We start from the raw sequence: 19036 nt of genomic DNA, 5'->3' as shown, positions 1-19036 counted from the left end.
TACGCCATCCCGTTAAGTTACATAAAGGTAACGAAACCTACTGGTCTACCTGGTCCGGGGTCAGTATGGAGTCGGCAGCACAGAAACCGACAGCACACAGAATCCGACGCGGAGGTACGGCCGTGGCAGACGCGCCCACACCCACCCACCCCGACGAGCTCCGCGAGGCGGCGGTCGAAACGGCGCTCGCCGCGCTGGGTCTCGACGACAAGGCGCGGCTGCTGGCCGGGCAGGACATGTGGTCGCTGCCCGCGCTGCCCGCCGTGGGGCTCGGCTCGCTGGTGATGTCCGACGGGCCGATCGGGGTCCGGGGCGTCGCCTGGAGCGCCGACGACCCGTCCGTGGCCCTGCCCTCGCCGACCGCGCTGGCCGCCACCTGGGACCCCGCCCTGGCCCGCCGCACCGGCCGGCTGCTCGCCCAGGAGGCCCGCCGCAAGGGCGTCCACGTCCTCCTCGCCCCGACCGTGAACCTCCACCGGTCCCCGCTCGGCGGGCGCCACTTCGAGACGTACAGCGAGGACCCGTACCTCACCGGCGAGATCGGCACCGGCTATGTGCGCGGGGTGCAGGACGGCGGGGTCGGCACCACCGTCAAGCACTACGTCGCCAACGACGCCGAGACCGACCGCTTCACCGTGGACAACGTCGTCGACCCGCGGACCCTGCGCGAGATCTACCTCGCGCCCTTCGAGCGGATCGTGGCGAACGCCCACCCGTGGGGCGTCATGGCCGCCTACAACCGGGTCAACGGCACCACCATGACTGAGCACCACTACCTGCTGAACACGGTGCTGCGCGGCGAATGGGGCTTCGACGGCTGCGTCGTCTCCGACTGGCTGGCCGCCCGCTCCACCGCCGCCACCGCCGACGGCGGCCTCGACATCGCGATGCCCGGCCCGAAGACGGTGTACGGCAAGGCCCTCGCCGAGGCGGTACGGGCCGGTGAGGTCGAGGAGTCGGTCGTCGACGGCGCCGTCCGCAACGTGCTGCGGCTGGCCGCCCGCGTCGGCCTCCTGGACGGTGCCCCGCCCGCCGTCGACCCGGCCGGCCTCCCGGCGGAGACCGACGGCGACGCGCTGGCCCGCGAGATCGCCCGCCGCTCCTTCGTCCTGGTGCGCAACGAGACGCGCGACGGGCGCCCCGCCCTCCCCGTCGACCCGGCGGCCGTCCGCACCGTCGCGGTCAGCGGGGCCCTCGCCCGCGACGCCCGGGTCCTCGGCGGCGGCTCCGCCCAGGTCTTCCCGGACCATGTCGTCACCCCGCTCGACGGCCTGCTCGCCGCCCTCCCCGAAGGAACCGTCGACTACCGCGTCGGCGCCGACCCCAACACCGAACTCACCCCCGCCGACCAGGGCTTCGAGCTGCGCGCCGTCTGCTACGACGCGACCGGCGCCGTCCTCGGCTCCGCACCGCTGCCCGGCGGCACCGTCCAGTGGATCGGCGACGACCTCCCCGAGGGCGTCACCCGCGCCGCGCTGCACAGCGTCGAGATCACCGGCACCTTCGTTCCGCGCGACAGCGGCGAGCACGTCTTCGGCACCCGGGGCACCGGCGCGCTCACCCTCACCGTCGCGGGCGAAACCCTGTACGACGAGGTGCACCGGGTCGTCTCCGCCGACCCCGGCGAGGCGTTCTTCGGCAACCCGCTGGAGCGCGGCCGGATCACCCTCACGGCCGGCGAGCCCGTCGAGGTCTCGCTGCGGCAGCTCCCCGAGACCCTCGGCGACGACGCGCCGGTCCTGGGCGTCTCGTTCGCCCTCTGCCACCTCGGCCCGCGCCGCGACCCGGCCGAACTGATCGCCGAGGCGGTGGAGTCGGCCCGCGCCGCCGACACCGCGATCGTCGTCGTCGGCACCACCGAACGCGTCGAGTCCGAGGGCTTCGACCGCACCGACCTACGCCTCCCCGGTCACCAGGACGAGCTGGTCCACGCCGTCGCCGCCGCCAACCCGAACACCGTGGTGATCGTCAACTCCGGCTCCCCGGTGGAGCTTCCGTGGCGCGAGGAGGTCGCCGCCGTGCTGCTCGCCTGGTTCCCGGGGCAGGAGGCGGGACACGCGCTGGCCGACGTCCTGCTCGGCGCCGCCGAGCCGGGCGGGCGGCTCCCCACCACCTGGCCGGCCGCCCTCGCCGACGTACCGGTCGCGAACACCACCCCCACCGACGGCGAACTCCACTACGACGAGGGCGTCTTCGTGGGCTACCGGGCCTGGGAGAGGGCCGGCGCCACGCCCGCCTACCCCTTCGGCCACGGACTCGGCTACACCACCTGGGCGTACGAGAGCCTCACCGCCGGCCCGGACACGGCCACCGTGCGCGTCCGCAACACCGGCACCCGGCCGGGCGCCGAGACCGTCCAGATCTACCTGGCGCCCCGCCAGGACACCGCCGGCCGCCCGGCCCGCAGGCTCGTCGGCTTCGCCCGCGCCGAGGCGGCGCCCGGCGAGAGCGCCGAGGTGACGATCGCCCTGGACCCGCGCGGCTACGAGATCTGGGACGAGGACGCGTACGGCTGGCTCCGGCTGCCCGGCGGCTACGAGGTCCAGGCGGCCCGCTCGCTCGCCGACGTACGCCTGACGGCGACCGTGGAGATCGACGCGTAGCCACCCGGGGCCGCCCCCGGGGTCAGCGCACCGAGAAGCCGTACACCGTCGTCGAGACGGACTCCTCGCCCGGCCGGAGCACCGTGCTCGGGAAATCCGGCCGGTTCGGGGAGTCCGGGAAGTGCTGGGTCTCCAGCGCGACCCCGGCGCACGGGCCGAACGGGCGCCCGTCGAAGTGGTCCGCCGTGTACAGCTGGAGCCCCGGCTCCGTCGTGGCCACCGTCAGCACCCGCCCCGAGCCCGCGTCGTACAGCTCGGCCGCCGGGCCCGCGCCCGGCGCGTCCAGCACGAAGTTGTGGTCGTAGCCCGCACCGACCGGCACCGGCTCCCGGAAGTCGAACCGGGTCCCGGCCACCGGCAGCAGCTCGCCGGTCGGCAGCGACTCGGCGTCCACCGGGGTGATCCGCCCGGCCGCGATCCGCAGCACCTGCCCCAGCGCGCTGCCGCTGCCCGCACCCGCCAGGTTCCAGTACGTGTGGTTCGTCAGGTTCAGCACGGTCGGCGCGTCGGTCGTCGCCCGGTAGGTGATCCGCAGCGCCCCGCCCGCCTCCAGGGTGTACGCGGCACGCACCGAGAGGCGGCCCGGGAAGCCCTCCTCGCCGTCCTCGGAGACCAGCGACAGCTCGACGCCGTCCGCCACCTCGTCGGCCCGCCAGACGCGCTTGTCGAAGCCGGCGGCCCCGCCGTGCACCTGGTTGCGCCCCTCGTTCGGCGTCAGCCGGTACGTCCGCCCGTCCAGCTCGAAGCGGGCCCCGCCGATCCGGTTCGCGTACCGCCCGACCAGCGCGCCGAAGTACGGGCCGGGGAACGCCCGGTACCCGTCCAGGTCCGGCAGCCCGAGCGCGATCTCCGCCCGCGCCCCGTCCCGGTCCGGCACCTCGACCGACTGCACGATCCCGCCGTACGTCAGCACCCGCACCCGCGTGCCGTCCCGCTCCAGCGTCCAGCGGTGCACCGGAGTGCCGTCCGCGAGAGTGCCGAAGTCGTCCGCCCGTACCGCCGTGCCCGAACCCGTGATCATGGTCATGATCGTGAAGCCTATGCGGGGGGCCGGGCGGCGGTGACGTTGCGGTAGGCGATCTCCGCCAGCCGGGCCTGCCCGTCGCGCCCCGGATGGAACCAGTCCCACCGGCTGAGCTGCTCGCCGGTGAACGGGTAGTCGAAGACCGCGCCGCCGTCGTAGCGGCAGAGCCGGTCCTTCCCGCAGACGTCCCGGAGCACCCCGTTGTACGCCACCACCCGCTCCCGCACCTCCGCGCGCCGGGCCGTCGCCTCCGGGCCCAGGTCGTCGGCGTCGCCCAGCATCGACGGGCAGATCCCCAGCTTCCAGATCTGCTTGCCCAGCGCGTTGTCGCGCCCCGTCGACCAGAGCCGCTTGAGGTCCGGCACGCTCGACACGTACACCTGCGCCTTGGGCGCACCGGCCCGCAGCTGCCGCATCGACGCCTCGAACGAGCTGCGGAAATCGGCCACCGGGGTCATGTGCCGGACGGAGTCCCGGCAGGCGTCGTTGGCACCGATCATCACCGTCACCAGATCGGGCCCCTCCTTCGCGGCCAGCGCCATCTGCTCCGGCAGCTGGGCCATCCGGGCCCCCGTCCGGGCGTGGTTCCAGCTCTGCGAGGCGGCCTTCGTACCGCCGAGCAGCCGCACCGCCAGGCTGCGCACCTCGCCGTCCGTGCCGGTCGCCCAGGAGACCTCCGGGCAGTCCGCCAGCACCGAGCAGGCGTCGAAGCCCCGGGTGATGGAGTCGCCCACCGCGGCCACCGACCCCGGCTTCCGGTCCCAGACCGGTCCGGGCCGGGCGGCGGCCCCCTTCGTCGTGCTCTCCGTACCGGAGTCGCAACCGGCCAGCGCCGCCGTACCGAGCAGACAGGCCGCCGCCAGCAGGGCCGCGGCGGTACGCGGACGGGCGGCAGCGCCACGCGGACGGTGGCGGGAAGAGCGGTCCTGCATGCCGTGGTCCCCTCGGTTATGCCCCCGGCAACCCCTGGTGGCACCGGTCGGAAGGCCCCGACGCCCTGGCGGGTGAAAGCTGAGCGAAGGAAGGGCCCAGGACCGACCGTACGTCACACCGGGGCCCCCGCCGCGCGGTAGCTTTTCCTCGTCGGACCGGCGGCGCTGTCCCCCACTCGGCTCCACTTGAGTGGCTTTCCGGAAATCACACCACGTCACATACTGTCCTTTTTCAGGAGCTTCACCCCGATGCTGTTTACTGATGACAACCTCGGGATCCGGCCGAGAATCGACGGTTCGGACACGAGGCCGCAGGAGAAGACGAACTTCGTTCCACACTGGAGGTCCCGGTGACGACACGTGGAGTTCTGTACGTTCACTCCGCACCGCGCGCGCTCTGCCCCCACGTCGAATGGGCGGTCGGGGGTGTTCTCGGCGTCCGGGTCCAGCTCGACTGGATCAGACAGCCCGCCGCGCCCGGCACCTGGCGGTCCGAGTTCTCCTGGCAGGGCCGCGCCGGCACGGCGTCCAAACTGGCCTCCGCGCTGCGGGGCTGGGACATGCTGCGCTTCGAGGTGACGGCGGAGCCGAGCGCCACGGCGGAGGGCGAGCGCTACAGCTCCACGCCGGGCCTGGGCATCTTCCACGCCGTCACCGGAGTCCACGGCGACATCCTGGTGCCCGAGGACCGGTTGCGGGCCGCGCTGGCGCGTTCGAAGCAGGGCGAGAGCGATCTGGCGGCCGAGATCGCCAAGCTGCTCGGCAAGCCCTGGGACGACGAGTTGGAGTCCTTCCGTCACGCGGGCGAGGGCGCCCCGGTCCGCTGGCTCCACCAGGTGGTCTGAGCACGACACGGCCGAGGCCCGCCTCCCCACGCGCGGGGAAGGCGGGCCTCGGCCGTGTGCCGGTGCGCGGGCCGGGGCACCGGACCGCGACGCGGATCAGGCGCTGCGGAAGGCCAGCACCACGTTGTGGCCGCCGAAGCCGAACGAGTTGTTGATCGCGGCGATCGAGCCCTCCGGCAGCGGCCGGGGCGTGTCGCGCACGATGTCCGCCTCCACGTCCTCGTCGAGCTGGTCCACGTTGATCGTCGGCGGGGCCATCCGGTTGACCAGCGCCAGCACCGTCGCGACGGTCTCGATGCCGCCCGCGCCGCCGAGGAGGTGACCGGTCATCGACTTCGTGGCCGAGATCGCGACGTGGTCGAGGTGGTCTCCCAGGACCTTGCGCAGCGCCTTCACCTCGGCGACGTCGCCCTGCGGGGTCGAGGTGGCGTGCGCGTTGAGGTGCACGACCTCGGACGGCTTGAGGTCCGAGTGGTCCAGCAGGTCCTCCAGCGCGGCGGCGATGCCCCGGCCGGTCGGCTCGGGCTGCGCGATGTGGTGGGCGTCGGCGGAGAGGCCCTGGCCCAGCACCTCGCAGTAGACCTTGGCGCCGCGCGCGGCGGCGTGCTCCGCGGACTCCAGGACGACGACCCCGGCACCCTCGCCGAGGACGAAGCCGTCGCGGCCGGTGTCGTACGGGCGGGAGGCCTTCTGGGGCTCCTCGTTGTTCTTGGACATCGCCATCATGTTGGCGAACGCGACGATGGGCAGCGGGTGGATCGCCGCCTCGGTGCCGCCGGCGAGGACCACGTCGGCGCGGCCGGTGCGGATCATCTCGACGGCGTACCCGATCGCCTCGGCGCCCGAGGCACAGGCCGAGACCGGCGTGTGCACACCGGCGCGGGCGTTGACCTCCAGACCGACGTTGGCCGCCGGGCTGTTGGGCATGAGCATGGGCACGGTGTGCGGGGAGACGCGGCGTACGCCCTTCTCCTTGAGCACGTCGTACTGGTCGAGCAGGGTGGTCACACCGCCGATGCCGGAGGCGATGACCGTGCCCAGCCGCTCGGGCCGGACCTTGTCGTCGTCGTCGCCGGCCCTGCCGGAGTAACCGGCGTCGGCCCACGCCTCGCGGGCCGCGATCAGCGCGAACTGCGCCGAACGGTCCAGCTTGCGGGCGAGCGGACGGGGCAGTACGTCACCCGGGTCGACGGCCGCGAGGGCTGCGATCCGGACGGGCAGCTCGGCGAAACGTTCGCCCTCGAGAGGCCTGACACCGGAACGACCGGCCATCAGACCTTCCCAGGTCGACGCCGAGTCGCCACCCAGCGGAGTGGTTGCGCCGATACCGGTGACGACCACGGTGCGATTGGTCGAGTTCACTGGAAAATCTTCTCCACGTGTAGAGGGTCGTGAATCAGCGGCGCCACCGCCGGGTGGCGACACAGGGGCAGGCCGGATCAGGCCTGGTGCTTCAGGATGTAGTCGGCGGCGTCGCCGACCGTCTTGAGGTTCTTGACGTCCTCGTCGGGGATCTTCACGTCGAAGCGCTCCTCGGCGGCGACGACGACCTCGACCATGGACAGCGAGTCGACGTCCAGGTCGTCGGTGAAGGACTTGTCCAGCTGGACGTCCTCGGTCGGGATGCCGGCGATCTCGTTGACGATGTCGGCGAGACCCTCGACGATCTCTTCCTGGGTGTGAGCCATTTTGACGCTCCTTAGAGGTTTAGTTGCAGGTTGAGGCTGGTGGGACCGAACGGCCCGGTGTGCCTAGGGGAGGGTAACGACCGTCGCGGCGTAGACGAGACCCGCCCCGAAGCCGATGACGAGAGCGGTGTCGCCGCTCTTCGCCTGACCGGTCGCCAGAAGCCGCTCCATGGCGAGCGGGATCGAGGCGGCGGAGGTGTTGCCGGTGGTCTCCACGTCGCGGGCGACGACCACGTTCTCCGGCAGCTTCAGGGTCTTCACCATCGAGTCGATGATCCGCATGTTGGCCTGGTGCGGAATGAAGACGTCCAGGTCCTGCGGGGCGATCCCCGCCGCGTCCAGCGCCTGCTGGGCGACCTTCGCCATCTCGAAGACGGCCCAGCGGAAGACCGCCTGGCCCTCCTGCGTGATGGCCGGGAACTTGACGTTCCCGTCGGCGTCCAGCGGCAGCTGGAACCCGTCGCCGGAACGGAACGCGTCCCAGGCGACGGTCTGCTTGATGGTCTCGGACTTGTCGCCCTCGGAGCCCCAGACGGTCGGGCCGATGGCCGGCACCTCGGAGGGGCCTACGACGACCGCTCCGGCGCCGTCGCCGAACAGGAAGGCCGTCGCACGGTCCGACTTGTCGGTGAGGTCGCTCAGCCGCTCCACGCCTATGACCAGCACATACTCCGCCGAACCCTCGACGATCATGCCCTTGGCGAGGGTCAGCCCGTAGCCGAAGCCCGCGCAGCCGGCCGAGATGTCGAAGGCGGCGGGCCTGCCCGCGCCGACCAGGTGGGCGATCTCGGTCGCGATGGCCGGGGTCTGCTTGAAGTGCGAGACGGTGGAGACGATCACGGCGCCGATCTGCTCGGGCGCGATCCCGGCGTCCGCGATGGCCTTGCCGGACGCCTCGACGGACATCGCGGCCACGGTCTCCTCCTCGGAGGCCCAGTGGCGGGTGGCGATGCCCGAACGCGAGCGGATCCACTCGTCGGACGAGTCGATCGTTTCGAGGATCACCTCGTTGGGCACGACCCGGGTCGGCCGGTATCCGCCGACCCCCATGATCCGTGCGTACGGGGCGCCCTGGCTGGGCTTGATCTTCGACATGTCTCTCGCTCCTTAGGCGCCGGCGTGCTCGGCGATGAGAGCACGGGCCGCGTCGAGGTCGTCGGGGGTCTTGAGCGCGACCGTCTTCACACCGGGCAGCGCGCGCTTCGCGAGCCCCGTGAGCGTGCCGCCGGGGCACGCCTCGACGAGCGCCGTGACACCCAGCTCCTTGAAGGTCTCCATGCACAGGTCCCAGCGGACCGGGTTGGCGACCTGGCCGACCAGCCGGGAGAGGACCTCGTCACCGGTGGCGACGGCCTTGCCGTCGGCGTTCGAGACGTACGTCACGGCCGGGTCGGCGGGGGTCAGCGCCGCGGCGGCCTCGCGCAGCCGCTCGACGGCGGGGGCCATGTGGTGCGTGTGGAAGGCGCCGGCGACCTTGAGCGGGACCACCCGGCGCACCCCCTCCGGCGGGGCGGCGACCAGCGCGGCGAGCTGCTCGGCGGTGCCCGCGGCCACGATCTGGCCGGAGCCGTTGACGTTCGCCGGGGTCAGCCCCAGCTTCTCCAGGTGCGCGACCGAGGTGTCGGGGTCGCCGCCCAGGAGGGCGGCCATGCCGGTCTCGGTGACCGCGGCGGCATCGGCCATCGCGAGCCCGCGGGTACGGACGAGGCGGAGGGCGTCCTCCTCGCCGATGACCCCGGCGAGGGCGGCGGCGGTGATCTCACCCACGCTGTGGCCCGCGACGACGGCCGGCGACGCGCCGAGCGCGGCGGCGGACAGCAGCCCCGCGGCGACCAGCAGCGGCTGCGCCACCGAGGTGTCACGGATCGCCTCCGCGTCGGCCTCGGTGCCGTAGTGGACGAGATCGAGCCCGATGGCGTCCGACCAGGCAGCGACGCGGTCCGCGGCACCGGGGAGGTCGAGCCAGGGGGTCAGGAAGCCGGGCGTCTGAGCGCCTTGGCCAGGAGCGACGAGTACGAGCACCCTCACACTCTCTCTTGTGAACGGTTCCGAAGACCCGTGGGGACAGGGACGAAGAACAGTAGGGGTAATTGTTGAGGTCCAACAAAAGCTTAGGGCTGCTGATCCCGGGCGGCCAAGCGCCCCAGGATCAGGGCGATCCTCAGCGTGAAGGCCGAGCGGACATCGGACGGCGACCACCCGGTGACGTCCGTCACACGTCGCAGCCGGTAGCGCACGGTGTTCGGGTGGACGAAGAGCATCCGGGCCGCGCCTTCCAGACTGCTCGCCTGCTCCAGATAGACACTCAGCGTTTCGAGCAGCGCGGATCCCGCTTCCTCCAGCGGTCTGTAGATCTCCTCCACCAGCTGATCGCGTGCGGCCGGATCGCCCGCCATCGCCCGCTCCGGAAGCAGGTCGTCGGCGAGCACCGGGCGGGGGGCGTCCTGCCAGGCGCAGGACGCCTTGAGCCCGGCCGCCGCCGCCTGCGCGGACCGGGTCGCCGCCAGCAGGTCCGGCACCACCGGACCGGCCACGACCGGACCCGCCGCGTACGGGCCGATCAGCGCCTTCGCCACGTGTATCGGGTTGTTGCTGCCCCCCGCGATGACCACCAGCCGGTTCCCCAGCACCCCGGTCAGGACCTGGAGCTTCGCGTGCCGGGCGGCCCGCCGGATCGCCTCCACGGTCAGCTCGCTGTCCCCGTCCGGGGCGGTGCCGAGCACCACGCACACGTGCTCGGGGGAGTTCCAGCCGAGCGCCGCCGCCCGCGACACCGCGCCCTCGTCGGCCTCGCCGGACAGCACCGCGTTGACCACCAGCGATTCCAGCCGGGCGTCCCAGGCGCCGCGCGCCTCGGCGGCCTGGGCGTACACCTGGGCGGTCGCGAAGGCGATCTCCCGGGCGTAGACGAGCAGCGCCTCGCGCAGCACCGACTCGTCGCCGGGCGCCGCGACCTCCTCGATCGCGGCCTCCATCACCTCGATCGTGGTCCGCACCATCTCGACGGTCTGCCGCAGCGTGATCGCCCGGGTCAGCTCGCGCGGAGCCGTCCCGAACACATCGGTGGAGATCGCCTGCGGGGTCTCCGGATGCCGGAACCACTCGGTGAACGCCGCGATACCGGCCTGGGCCACCAGGCCGATCCAGGACCGGTTCTCCGGTGGCATCGCCCGGTACCACGGCAGCGACTCGTCCATGCGGGCGATCGCGTTCGCGGCGAGCCGGCCGGACGACTGCTCCAGACGTTTCAGGGTCGCCGCGTGCAGATGGGCGGCGGTGGCATCGGGCTGCTCAGGATCGGGTCGGGACACGCAGACAAGACTGCCTCATCCGGCGGCGGACGCGGAGCGCCGGGGCCGCCACGGGGTGTACCGGCGGGTAGGGAGCCCCCGGACCGGTCCGCGCGCCCCGCCGCGGTCAAGGGGGGCGGGTGGACCCGCGCACGCCCCGGCCGGGCTACCGTGGCCCGGTGATCTCCGTACACCGTGCCGAGGAAAGTTACCGGGGCGGCGACCGGGAGGCAGGAATCCTGTCCCGGCACGCCTTCTCCTTCGGCGGCTTCTACGACCCGGACAACCTGCGCTTCGGCCCGCTCATGGCCTGCAACACGGAACGGCTGGAGCCCGGCGCCGGTTTCGAGGAGCATCCGCACAGCCATACGGAGATCGTCACCTGGGTCGTCGAGGGCGAGCTGACCCACCGCGATTCCACCGGCCGCGCCACCCGCGTACGCCCCGGCGACCTCCAGCACCTCAGCGCCGCCTCCGGCGTCCGCCACGTCGAACGCAACGACGGCGACACCCCGCTGACCTTCGTCCAGATGTGGCTGGCCCCCCTCGAACCGGGCGGCGAGCCCGCGTACACCGTCGTCCCCGGCCCGGCCCGCGCCGGTGCCCCGTACGCCGTACCGGCCGCCGGAGCCGTGCTCCACGCGCACCGCCCGGCGGCGGGGGAGCGGGTCGCGCTGCCGGGCGCGCCGAAGGTGTACGTCCAGGTGGTGTCCGGCACGGTACGGCTCGACGGCGAGGAGCTGGGGCCGGGCGACTCGGTACGGATCAGCGACGAGCAAGGGCTGCGCCTGCTCGCGGACGGCCCGGCGGCCGAGGTACTGGTCTGGGAATTTCCGGGCTGAGGCCCTGCGGTGCGCGGCCGACGATTTGGCTGGGGCCGAAGTGTCGCGCGTGGCGTGTGGGAGCTGCCGCAGTCTTTCGGCGTCAGCCAACCGCTACACAGGGGGAGACCCATGAAGCACTTCAAGCGCGCACTCGCGGGCGGCGCCGCGTCGATCGCTCTCGCGTCGGGCCTGCTGACGGGGGTCACCGCGGGGCCGGCGTCGGCCGCCGGGGCGGCGGGTGCCCGGTACGGGTGCGACTCCGGATCCGCGTGCATCTACCCGGAGGGTGTCTTCGACTACCGGAACAGCAAGCCGACCAACCAGTACCTCCAGGCCGGTGTCCACAAGCTCTACTACCAGGAGGGCTACCACTGGATCTACAACAACCAGACCGACGGCTGGACCATCCGGGCGTGCACGGGGAGCAACGGCACGGGATGCGAGGACCCCATCCCGCCGGGCGGCGGCGTGTGGATGAATCTCTCTCCGATCAACTCGGTCGTCATCCAGCCGTAGCCGTAGCCGGCTCTCACCGTCCGGGCCGGTCCTTCGCGCACCGGTCCAGGGCGGTGGGCCCGGAGAACGTCACGCCCGGCCCGGGCCCGGGAGGTGGTCCCCGCGCCACATCGACCACATCGGCGGCCCCGACCGGAAGGCCATCTCCTCGTGCACGGCGAACCCGTGCCGTTGGTAGAAGGTGAGGTTGCGGCGGTTGCTGGACTCCAGGAAGACCGGCCGCCCGTCCGCGTCCGCCCGCTCCAGCAGCCCGCCCAGCACCCGCGCCCCGCGCCCGGTGCCGCGCGCCTCGGCCCGGGTGCCGATGTACTCCACGTACCAGTGCTCGGGCCCGGCCGGGTGGCGGTGCTCCATGGCGAACAACCGCCCGGTGGTGCGCGGCAGTTGGGCCCGGGTCGCGCGCAGCAGCGGCCCCGCGTTGCGCAGCAGGTACGTCGCCGGGAGCTTCCAGGCCCCGGGCTCCGCCCACACCGCCGCGACGGTGCGTTCCGGATCGGTCCACACCCGCCCGGCCGGGACCTGCTGGGCCAGGTGCGCGGTGAACAGCAGCCGTAGCCGCCGGTCCCGGTCGCGCGGCATCAGCCAGCTCCAGACGGGGTCCTCGGCGTACGCGCTGGCGAGCACGGCGGCGAGCGCGGGGACGTCGGCGGCGGTCGCGCGGACTATGTCGGCCATGGCCGAGGAGTGTAGGTCCGCCCGTGCCGCCGGGGCCATGGGGGCGGCCGGTGCAAAGCACCGGTTGACCGGATCACCTGAGCGAAACCCGGGAAGAAGGGGGCGGGACAGCCCTTAGGTTGTGCAGGGACCTGACCGGTCAACTCAGCCTTCCGTAGGGGGAAACGCCGATGCCAGCGCCAGCTGTCTCATTGCCGGGGCCGAAGTCGAGGCCGGGTGCGGCGCCAACGGGGAGGGCCGAAGCCGGCCCGGGGACCGCGCGGTTCCCCGCCAAGGAGGCCGGTCGGGGATTCCGGGCGCCGCGTTCATGAGGGCGCGGCCCAGGCTCCCCCGTCCCGCTCTCGCGGTCTGCGGCACGGTGCTGTCCGTCGCCCTGATGTCCGGGTGCACCGGCGGAGACGTCGCTCCTGAGGAGGCGGGAGCTGCGGAACAGCCGCGGAAGCCTTCCGTGAAGGCGTCCGACCCTGCCGAGAAGAAGCTCGGCGAGCAGGTGCAGGAGGCCCTCGGTACGAAGGAGCCCGACGAATCCGGCCCGCTCTTCGTCGAATCCGGCCTGGAGCGTGTCGGTGACGGGTTCCACACCGAACCGGAGCTGGAGCGGGGGCGTTCGTACGGGCTCCAGGTCGCCTGCGCCGGAACCGGGCAGATCGTTCTGTCCGTGACGGGCGAGGACCGTGCCCGTCGGAGGATCGACTGCGACGGCGCTCCGGTCCACCGGCGAATCACGGCCCCGGCGACCACGGTCGTGATCAAGGCCGAGGCGGTTGTGGGGGCCACCGGAATGGTGGGCTGGCGGCTGGAAAAGGGCGCGGAGTAGAGGCGGTGGCCGGTTCCGCCGCGCAAGGACTACCGGCCACCGCCCCGGCCCAGCACAATCGCCTCTATGTCGACCGCCCCGGGCGCGCCGCCGCCCACGCACCACACGCCTGTCCGGCTCGCCCGGGGGTTCCTCACCGGTGCAGTGGCCGGGGCGTCGCTCGCCGCGCTCGTCGTGGGCGCGATCGTCGAGAGCGTGCCGCTGTTCGTCACGGGGCTCGTCCTGCCCCTGGTGTACGGGGCGTTGCTCTTCCTCGCCGGTGCGCCGAGGCGTGCCCGCGAGGCGGCGGTCGTGCCCCGGACGGCGCTCGCGGTCATCGAGACCCTGGAGGCCGTCGGGGGCGAGGCGAGCGACGTGCCGGTGCGGTTCGGGCTCACCGTCGTACCGGACGACGGGGCGGCGTTCCGGGTGGAGATCACGCAGGACATCAACCTCGTCGAGCTGCCCGACTACCGGCCGCGCGGTGTCCTGGTGGTCCAGTACCCGCCGGACCGGCCGTGGCGGGTGCGGATCGTGAAGCGGCCGACGCCGGAGTGGGAGGACCGGGCGGCCTCGGCCCGCTTCGACGCGGTGCCCGGGGCCGGGGCGGCCCGGTGGGCCGAGCCGCCGGAGGGCCGCGCCGACGGCCTGGTCGCGCTTCTCGGGCTGCTGCTCGGCGCGGTCGCCGTGGTCCTGCTCTTCCGCGCGGACCTCTTCGGCACGGATCCCCCCGGCCGGGACGAGAGTGCGAAGCCGCCCTCGGCCGCGTCGCCGTCCGATTCCTCCACGTTGTCGACCACGGTCGTGTCGTCGGCGTCCGGAACGGTCGCCCTGGGGCCGGGGCAGTCGTTCCTCGACAGGGGCGAGCTGGAGCGGGCCCTCGACTCGTTCACCGGGGACGGGCGGAAGCGCCGGGCGCTCATGATCGTGGTGCAGGAACGCCTGCTGACGGCGGTGTTCCTGCCGTCCGGGACACCGGCCCCGGGGTTCGCCCCCGGTGCGCTGCCCCGCGACCGCCTCCCCGCCCTGGTCGAGGAGGCCACGACCACCCTCGGTATCCACTCCCCGCGGACCTGGCGGATCACCGCCGACCGCCTCACCGGCTCCCTCGTCGTCAAGGTCGTCGTGACCGGTCCCGAAGGAGTGGCGTCCCTGGAGGCGGACGGGCGGGGCGAGGTGGTGCGGCGCGCACCCGTACGGTGACGCGCCCGGGACCCGCACCGCTCCGGACGGCCGGCAGTCCCTCGAACCCTCGAAGCGGCAGGAGAGAAGGACGGATGGGCTGGCACGGATATCTGGCGCTGTGGTGCGGTGTGTTCGGCACGGTCGCGATGGTCGGCTTCGGGCGGTCGCTGGCCGGGGCGACCCGGGAGCAGCTCACGGTCCGGGCGAGGGGGCGGATCGAGCGGGTGGGGGAGCCCCGGCACGGCAGCTCCCCGAGCGACGGGATACCCGTGGTCGTCTCCTTCCAGGACCCCGCCACCGGGCAGGAGTTCACCGTCACCAACGACGGCGACCGGGGCGAGCGGATCGGCGCGGCCTGGACGGGCCGGGAGATCGGCGTCCACTACCCGCCCGGCAGACCGCACGCCCACCGGTTCACCAGCAACCTCTCCGGAGGCGGACGAGGTCTGGGCATACCGCTCTTCGCGCTCTTCCTCGCCTACGCCGGTCCGGTCGTCGCCGCCGCGATCGAGCGGGGCTGGCCGTGGGCCGTGCTCGGCTTCTGCGGGCCGTGGGCCCTCTCCGGCCTGTACCACCTGCCCGGGAACGTCCGCGACAGGAACCGCCGGCTGGACCGACTGGCCGGCCTGGCCGCCGTACCCGGCCGAGTCGTCGCCGTACTCAAGAACGTCAGCGTCGACGCCGACGACGGCCACGTCTCCACCCGCCTGGTGCCGGTCCTCGCCTTCACCACCCTCGACGGCAGGGCCGTCACGGCCTACTGCGAGTCGGGGCTGCGGGACCCCGCCGGATCGCGGGGCCGGGACGTCACGGTCCACTACGACCCCGACGACCCGGCCGTCTTCGTCCTGGACCCCGGCGCCGAACGCCGTTCCCGCAAGCGGGACTTCGCCGTCGACGTCGTGGGCCTCCTGGTCGTGGTGGCGGCGGCCGTGGTGGGAGCGGCCGCGCTGTGAGACGGCAGCCGGGCCGGGGCCGTGGGCCCCGAGCGGCCGGGGCATCCCCTGCGAGGGCACCATACGGTCATGGAGTTCCTCTGCTACCACCGTGACCGGCCCGGCTCCCTGCCGCTCCGGAGCGAACTGCTGGAAGAGCACTGGTCCTACATGGACCGGTACGAGAAGGAGATGATCGCCCGGGGCCCGACCCTCACCGACGACCGCGAATCCCCCACGGGCAGCGTGCACATCGTCGACCTGCCCGATGCCGCCGCCGCCCGCGCCTTCGCCTTCGACGAACCGGGCCACCAGGCCGGTGTCTACCGGGACGTACTGCTGCGGCGGTGGCGCAACCTGCTGGGGCGCACCATGTGGGAGTTCCCCGGCGGCGGGACCGACGGCGACCGGTATCTGGTGCTCGGCCTCGGCGCGGGACCGGCCGCCGACCTCGCCGTACCGGCCGACCGGGACGAGCTGATCGCCTACGGGCCGCTGCTCTCCGACGACGGTGCCGCCTGGCTCGGCACGGCGGTACTCCTCCGGGCACCGGACCCGGAGACGGCACGCGCCGTCCTGACGGCGGACCGGTACGCCGACATCGAGGTGCACGCCTGGCAGTCCGGCGGGCGGTCGTGACCCGAAGCGGCCCTGCCGCCCCGATGAACCCGGCTGCGCCAGGCCACAACTGACGCCGCGCCGGTCCTCAATCGCCTCCGCGTCCACCGTGCCACGGTGGGACCGCACGATCGGCCCAGGCCATGCACGCGCACCCTTCCGGTGCGCTGCCTGGTGCTCCCATGCGGATTCCCACCCCAAGGAGGGGGAAATGAAACGCTTTCTCGTACCTGCTGCCGGACTGCTGCTCGTCCTGGCCGGAGCCTCCACCGCCGTAGCGGCACCGTCGGCCGCCGCGTCCGCGGATTCCGGCGCCTCGGCGGCGAAGGCACAGCCCCGGCAGATACCCGACGGGCCGGTGACGGTCACCCGGGGCGACGACGGGACGCCTTCGATCAAGCACGCGAACTACTGCGACAACTTCGTCAACTACGGCACGTCGTGGAGAGCGGACTGCAACGTCGACTACGGGAGCTCCGGGTCGTGGACCCAGTGCTCGGACGGCACCGAGATCTGGGGCCCGCTGGTCGGCCCGGGGTACTGGGTCTTCACCGGTAGCTGCTCCGGGCACGGCACGGTGCGCGACTGGGGCGTCTACGACGGATGACCTCCGCGCGCGTGCGCCCGCCCCGGCCCCGACCGTCATGACCGCGACGTAGGAACCGGGGCGGGGCGGTAGGAGCGCGGCGGGCTCCCTCCGGTCGCGGTGCGGCCCGGCGGAGCCCGCGGCACGTTCCGGACCGGCCGCGGCGGCCTCCGCGCGGCCGGTCCGGGAGGAACGCGTCGGGGAGATGGAGCCGGGCCTCCGCCACGCACGCGGGACGCCGGCATTCAGCGTGCGGAATCCCTCCGGAATTCCCTGGGCGTCGTTCCGTACGTTCTTCGGAACAGGCGACTGAACTCCGCGGGGCTGCCGAAACCCCACTGCGCGGCTATCGCGCCGATCGACCTCCCTTTCAGGAGGGGATCGCCGAGGGCCTCCCGACAGCGTTCGAGTCGACGCCGCCGTACCGTCCCCATCACCGTGTTCCGCTCGGTGCTGAACAACTGGTGCAGGGCGCGGACCGACATGTGGTGCCGCGAGGCGATGGCGGTCGGGGTGAGGTGCGGATCGCCGAGGTTCGCGTCGATGAAGGCGTCGATCCTCGCCATCAGGGCCCTGTTCCGGGTCTCGGCCGGGAGGAGGCTTCCGGAATCCAGATGCCCGGCGAGGAAGGCCGCCGCCAGATCGACCGCGATCCCGCCGAGACGCGTGTTCTCGTTCACCGACCGGTCTCCGTCAGGGCGCAGGGCCGAGCCCATGAAGTGCCGCAGCAGCGAACCGGTGACGCTCCGCGAGGACAGCGGCCGGCAGAGCAGCCGGTCCACGAGGTCGTTCGGCAGAGGGAACGTGTTCTTGGGCAGTCGGAGGATCGTCACGGTGATCCCGTTCCCGGAATCCGGGAAGTCGGCCTCCAGCGGGTAGGACGTGTCGAAGAAGGCCAGCCCGCCGACCTGGACGGCGTTCGTCCCGCGCCGTTGCGTCGCCTGCAGGGGGCCTCCTTCGATGAGCCCCAGCTGGTAGCTCTCGGGGTCGCCGCGCCGGATGAGCCGGGGGGTCCGGACGGCGCTCAGGGGGAGGAACGAGAACGCGGTCAGCCGCGCGTCACCGATCCTGGTGGCCGTGACCCGCGCCGTGAAGTCGTCGGCGTACGGGCTGGCCAGGGCGAAGGGCGCGATTCCCTCCCGCACCACGTCGGTGTACCAGCCGAAGCGGTCCTGTCCGGCGAGATCACTGTTCGACATCGAGACCACGGGCGTGGCGTCAGCGGGTTGCGGCATGCCGTCATGGTGGCTGTCCCCGAGGGCGTGGTGAAGGGGGAAACCCGACGTTCCGCCTTCCGCGGTGGGCGGGCCGGGAAGGCGGTCGCCCGGTTGGACGGCCTGAGGTGCCCGGCGCGGAACGAAGGGGGAGCGTGGGGAAGAGAGGGCGCGGTTCCGGTCGGGAACCGCGCGGCCGATCAAGCCTGCTGAGCGGAAGACTCCTATGCCGGGAAGCGCCGAACGGGGAAGCTCGCCCACCGCCCTGCCGGACCAGGTCGCCGCGGGCGCGCGCAGGATGCTGATGCCGCACCTGCGGGACGTCGTCGGCCGGATTCCCCCGCCGCTCCACACGCCGTGCGCGTACTACTTCGGGTGGGTCGACGAAGCGGGCCGGACGGTGGCCTACCGGGGGCCCAGCTTCCGGGTCGTCACGCTCGTCCTGCTCAGCGCCGGTGTCGAGGGCGGCTCCTGGCGGCGGGCGCGGTCGGTGGCCGCCGCGTGCGCTCTCATCCACGCGTACGGTCTCATCTGCGACGACGTCATCGACCAGGACGCGACGCGGCGCGGCGTTCCGACCGTGTGGAAGGCGTTCGGAGTCCCCACCGCCATCCTGGCCGCCGACACCCTGCTGACGATGGCCCTCACCGAGCTGACCGAGCGGACGCCGCCCGCCGCCGCCGAAGTGCGGCAGGTCCTGTTCGGGGCGATGCACGGGGCGTTCCGCGCACAGGCCCTGGAGGCCCAGTACCAGCAACGCGGCGGGGCCTCCCTGCGGCAGGCGCTGGAGGTCGTCGACGGCAAGAGCTCCGACTGGGTGGCCGCCTGCTGCGAGGCCGGCGCGCTCCAGGGCGGAGCCGGCCCGGCCGGGGTGGAACTGATGCGGTCCTTCGGGTGGCACCTGGGCAGGGTCATGCAGGTGCGCGACGACGTCCTGGACGTCTTCGGGGACGGCAGGGAGGACGTGCCGCCCCGGCGCGACGACCTGAAGGCCCGCAGGAAGACGAGCATCGTGTGCGCCGCCCTGGAGTCCGGTCACCTCTTCCAGGACGAACTCGCCCTCTACTACCGGCGGCCAGACGGCCCGCACGACGGAGAACTCGGCCGCATGGCCGACCTCGTCGAGCGGTGCGGCGGACGCGACTGGGCCGAGCACGAGATCGCCCACCATCTGCGGCAGGCGCGTTCCTGCGTGCGCCGCGCGGTGAAGGACCGGCGGCTGGCGGAGCTGATGTGCGCCTACGCCGATCAGTTCACGCACCAGTCCGTCGGGGACGAGGCCGTCGAGCCGGCCGGCCCCTGACC

19 protein-coding genes are annotated in these 19036 nt (G+C 73.0%); 10 read left to right on the top strand and 9 right to left on the bottom strand.

Features of this window, described 5'->3' with window-relative positions:
- Positions 1–122: 122 nt before the first annotated feature.
- Entirely contained in the window at positions 123–2603 is a 2481-nt protein-coding gene (locus ACIQGQ_RS04710; protein WP_402390654.1) for a glycoside hydrolase family 3 protein, read from the top strand.
- A 22-nt stretch (positions 2604–2625) separates the two neighbouring features.
- On the opposite strand, the gene ACIQGQ_RS04705 is transcribed toward ACIQGQ_RS04710, so the two are convergent.
- Positions 2626–3624, bottom strand: coding sequence for an aldose epimerase family protein (locus ACIQGQ_RS04705; protein WP_402391954.1), 999 nt, complete (start codon positions 3622–3624; stop codon positions 2626–2628).
- Between the two features lie 17 nt (positions 3625–3641).
- Positions 3642–4559 (bottom strand): SGNH/GDSL hydrolase family protein, encoded by a 918-nt coding sequence (locus ACIQGQ_RS04700; protein WP_402390651.1) that lies wholly within the window; start codon positions 4557–4559, stop codon positions 3642–3644.
- A 350-nt stretch (positions 4560–4909) separates the two neighbouring features.
- Between ACIQGQ_RS04700 and ACIQGQ_RS04695 the strand changes: the two genes are divergently transcribed.
- Positions 4910–5404, top strand: coding sequence for a DUF3145 domain-containing protein (locus ACIQGQ_RS04695; protein ID WP_352275136.1), 495 nt, complete (start codon positions 4910–4912; stop codon positions 5402–5404).
- A 96-nt stretch (positions 5405–5500) separates the two neighbouring features.
- On the opposite strand, the gene fabF is transcribed toward ACIQGQ_RS04695, so the two are convergent.
- The 5 genes from fabF to ACIQGQ_RS04670 all read right to left on the bottom strand — a co-directional run bounded on the left by fabF (position 5501) and on the right by ACIQGQ_RS04670 (position 10403).
- Positions 5501–6766 carry a beta-ketoacyl-ACP synthase II gene (gene fabF / locus ACIQGQ_RS04690; protein WP_402390648.1) on the bottom strand — a complete coding sequence of 422 codons (1266 nt, stop codon included), beginning with the start codon at positions 6764–6766 and terminating at the stop codon, positions 5501–5503.
- 77 nt (positions 6767–6843) lie between these two features.
- Positions 6844–7092: an acyl carrier protein gene (locus ACIQGQ_RS04685; protein ID WP_402390645.1), complete on the bottom strand. Its 249-nt coding sequence runs from the start codon at positions 7090–7092 to the stop codon at positions 6844–6846.
- 63 nt (positions 7093–7155) lie between these two features.
- The gene (locus tag ACIQGQ_RS04680) at positions 7156–8187 is read right to left on the bottom strand and encodes a ketoacyl-ACP synthase III (protein WP_402390643.1); all 1032 of its coding nucleotides are present in this window, start codon (positions 8185–8187) and stop codon (positions 7156–7158) included.
- 12 nt (positions 8188–8199) lie between these two features.
- Positions 8200–9114: an ACP S-malonyltransferase gene (locus ACIQGQ_RS04675; RefSeq protein WP_402390640.1), complete on the bottom strand. Its 915-nt coding sequence runs from the start codon at positions 9112–9114 to the stop codon at positions 8200–8202.
- Between the two features lie 89 nt (positions 9115–9203).
- Positions 9204–10403 (bottom strand): helix-turn-helix domain-containing protein, encoded by a 1200-nt coding sequence (locus tag ACIQGQ_RS04670; protein ID WP_352275131.1) that lies wholly within the window; start codon positions 10401–10403, stop codon positions 9204–9206.
- 158 nt (positions 10404–10561) lie between these two features.
- Here ACIQGQ_RS04670 and ACIQGQ_RS04665 point away from each other — a divergent pair, with 158 nt between their 5' ends.
- Positions 10562–11224, top strand: coding sequence for a pirin family protein (locus ACIQGQ_RS04665; protein WP_402390638.1), 663 nt, complete (start codon positions 10562–10564; stop codon positions 11222–11224).
- Positions 11225–11335: 111 nt separating this feature from the next.
- The gene (locus ACIQGQ_RS04660) at positions 11336–11722 is read left to right on the top strand and encodes a hypothetical protein (protein ID WP_402390635.1); all 387 of its coding nucleotides are present in this window, start codon (positions 11336–11338) and stop codon (positions 11720–11722) included.
- A 69-nt stretch (positions 11723–11791) separates the two neighbouring features.
- On the opposite strand, the gene ACIQGQ_RS04655 is transcribed toward ACIQGQ_RS04660, so the two are convergent.
- Positions 11792–12397 carry a GNAT family N-acetyltransferase gene (locus ACIQGQ_RS04655; RefSeq protein WP_402390633.1) on the bottom strand — a complete coding sequence of 202 codons (606 nt, stop codon included), beginning with the start codon at positions 12395–12397 and terminating at the stop codon, positions 11792–11794.
- 448 nt (positions 12398–12845) lie between these two features.
- Here ACIQGQ_RS04655 and ACIQGQ_RS04650 point away from each other — a divergent pair, with 448 nt between their 5' ends.
- The 5 genes from ACIQGQ_RS04650 to ACIQGQ_RS04630 all read left to right on the top strand — a co-directional run bounded on the left by ACIQGQ_RS04650 (position 12846) and on the right by ACIQGQ_RS04630 (position 16538).
- The gene (locus ACIQGQ_RS04650; protein WP_402390630.1) at positions 12846–13214 is read left to right on the top strand and encodes a hypothetical protein; all 369 of its coding nucleotides are present in this window, start codon (positions 12846–12848) and stop codon (positions 13212–13214) included.
- Positions 13215–13280: 66 nt separating this feature from the next.
- Positions 13281–14396, top strand: coding sequence for a hypothetical protein (locus tag ACIQGQ_RS04645; RefSeq protein WP_402390628.1), 1116 nt, complete (start codon positions 13281–13283; stop codon positions 14394–14396).
- 74 nt (positions 14397–14470) lie between these two features.
- On the top strand, positions 14471–15334 hold the full coding sequence (locus ACIQGQ_RS04640) for a DUF3592 domain-containing protein (protein ID WP_402390626.1): 864 nt from the start codon (positions 14471–14473) through the stop codon (positions 15332–15334).
- Between the two features lie 69 nt (positions 15335–15403).
- Positions 15404–15952, top strand: coding sequence for a YciI family protein (locus ACIQGQ_RS04635; RefSeq protein ID WP_402390623.1), 549 nt, complete (start codon positions 15404–15406; stop codon positions 15950–15952).
- 190 nt (positions 15953–16142) lie between these two features.
- Positions 16143–16538 (top strand): hypothetical protein, encoded by a 396-nt coding sequence (locus ACIQGQ_RS04630; RefSeq protein WP_402390620.1) that lies wholly within the window; start codon positions 16143–16145, stop codon positions 16536–16538.
- 224 nt (positions 16539–16762) lie between these two features.
- On the opposite strand, the gene ACIQGQ_RS04625 is transcribed toward ACIQGQ_RS04630, so the two are convergent.
- Positions 16763–17752: a helix-turn-helix domain-containing protein gene (locus ACIQGQ_RS04625; protein ID WP_402390617.1), complete on the bottom strand. Its 990-nt coding sequence runs from the start codon at positions 17750–17752 to the stop codon at positions 16763–16765.
- 205 nt (positions 17753–17957) lie between these two features.
- Between ACIQGQ_RS04625 and ACIQGQ_RS04620 the strand changes: the two genes are divergently transcribed.
- The gene (locus tag ACIQGQ_RS04620) at positions 17958–19034 is read left to right on the top strand and encodes a polyprenyl synthetase family protein (protein WP_402390615.1); all 1077 of its coding nucleotides are present in this window, start codon (positions 17958–17960) and stop codon (positions 19032–19034) included.
- Positions 19035–19036 lie beyond the last annotated feature (2 nt).

This window comes from Streptomyces sp. NPDC092952 (assembly GCF_044754785.1).
In the GTDB taxonomy this organism is placed as follows: Bacteria; Actinomycetota; Actinomycetes; order Streptomycetales; family Streptomycetaceae; genus Streptomyces.
Note: the sequence above shows the minus strand (reverse complement) of the source record. Positions and strands in the feature narration are given on the sequence as shown.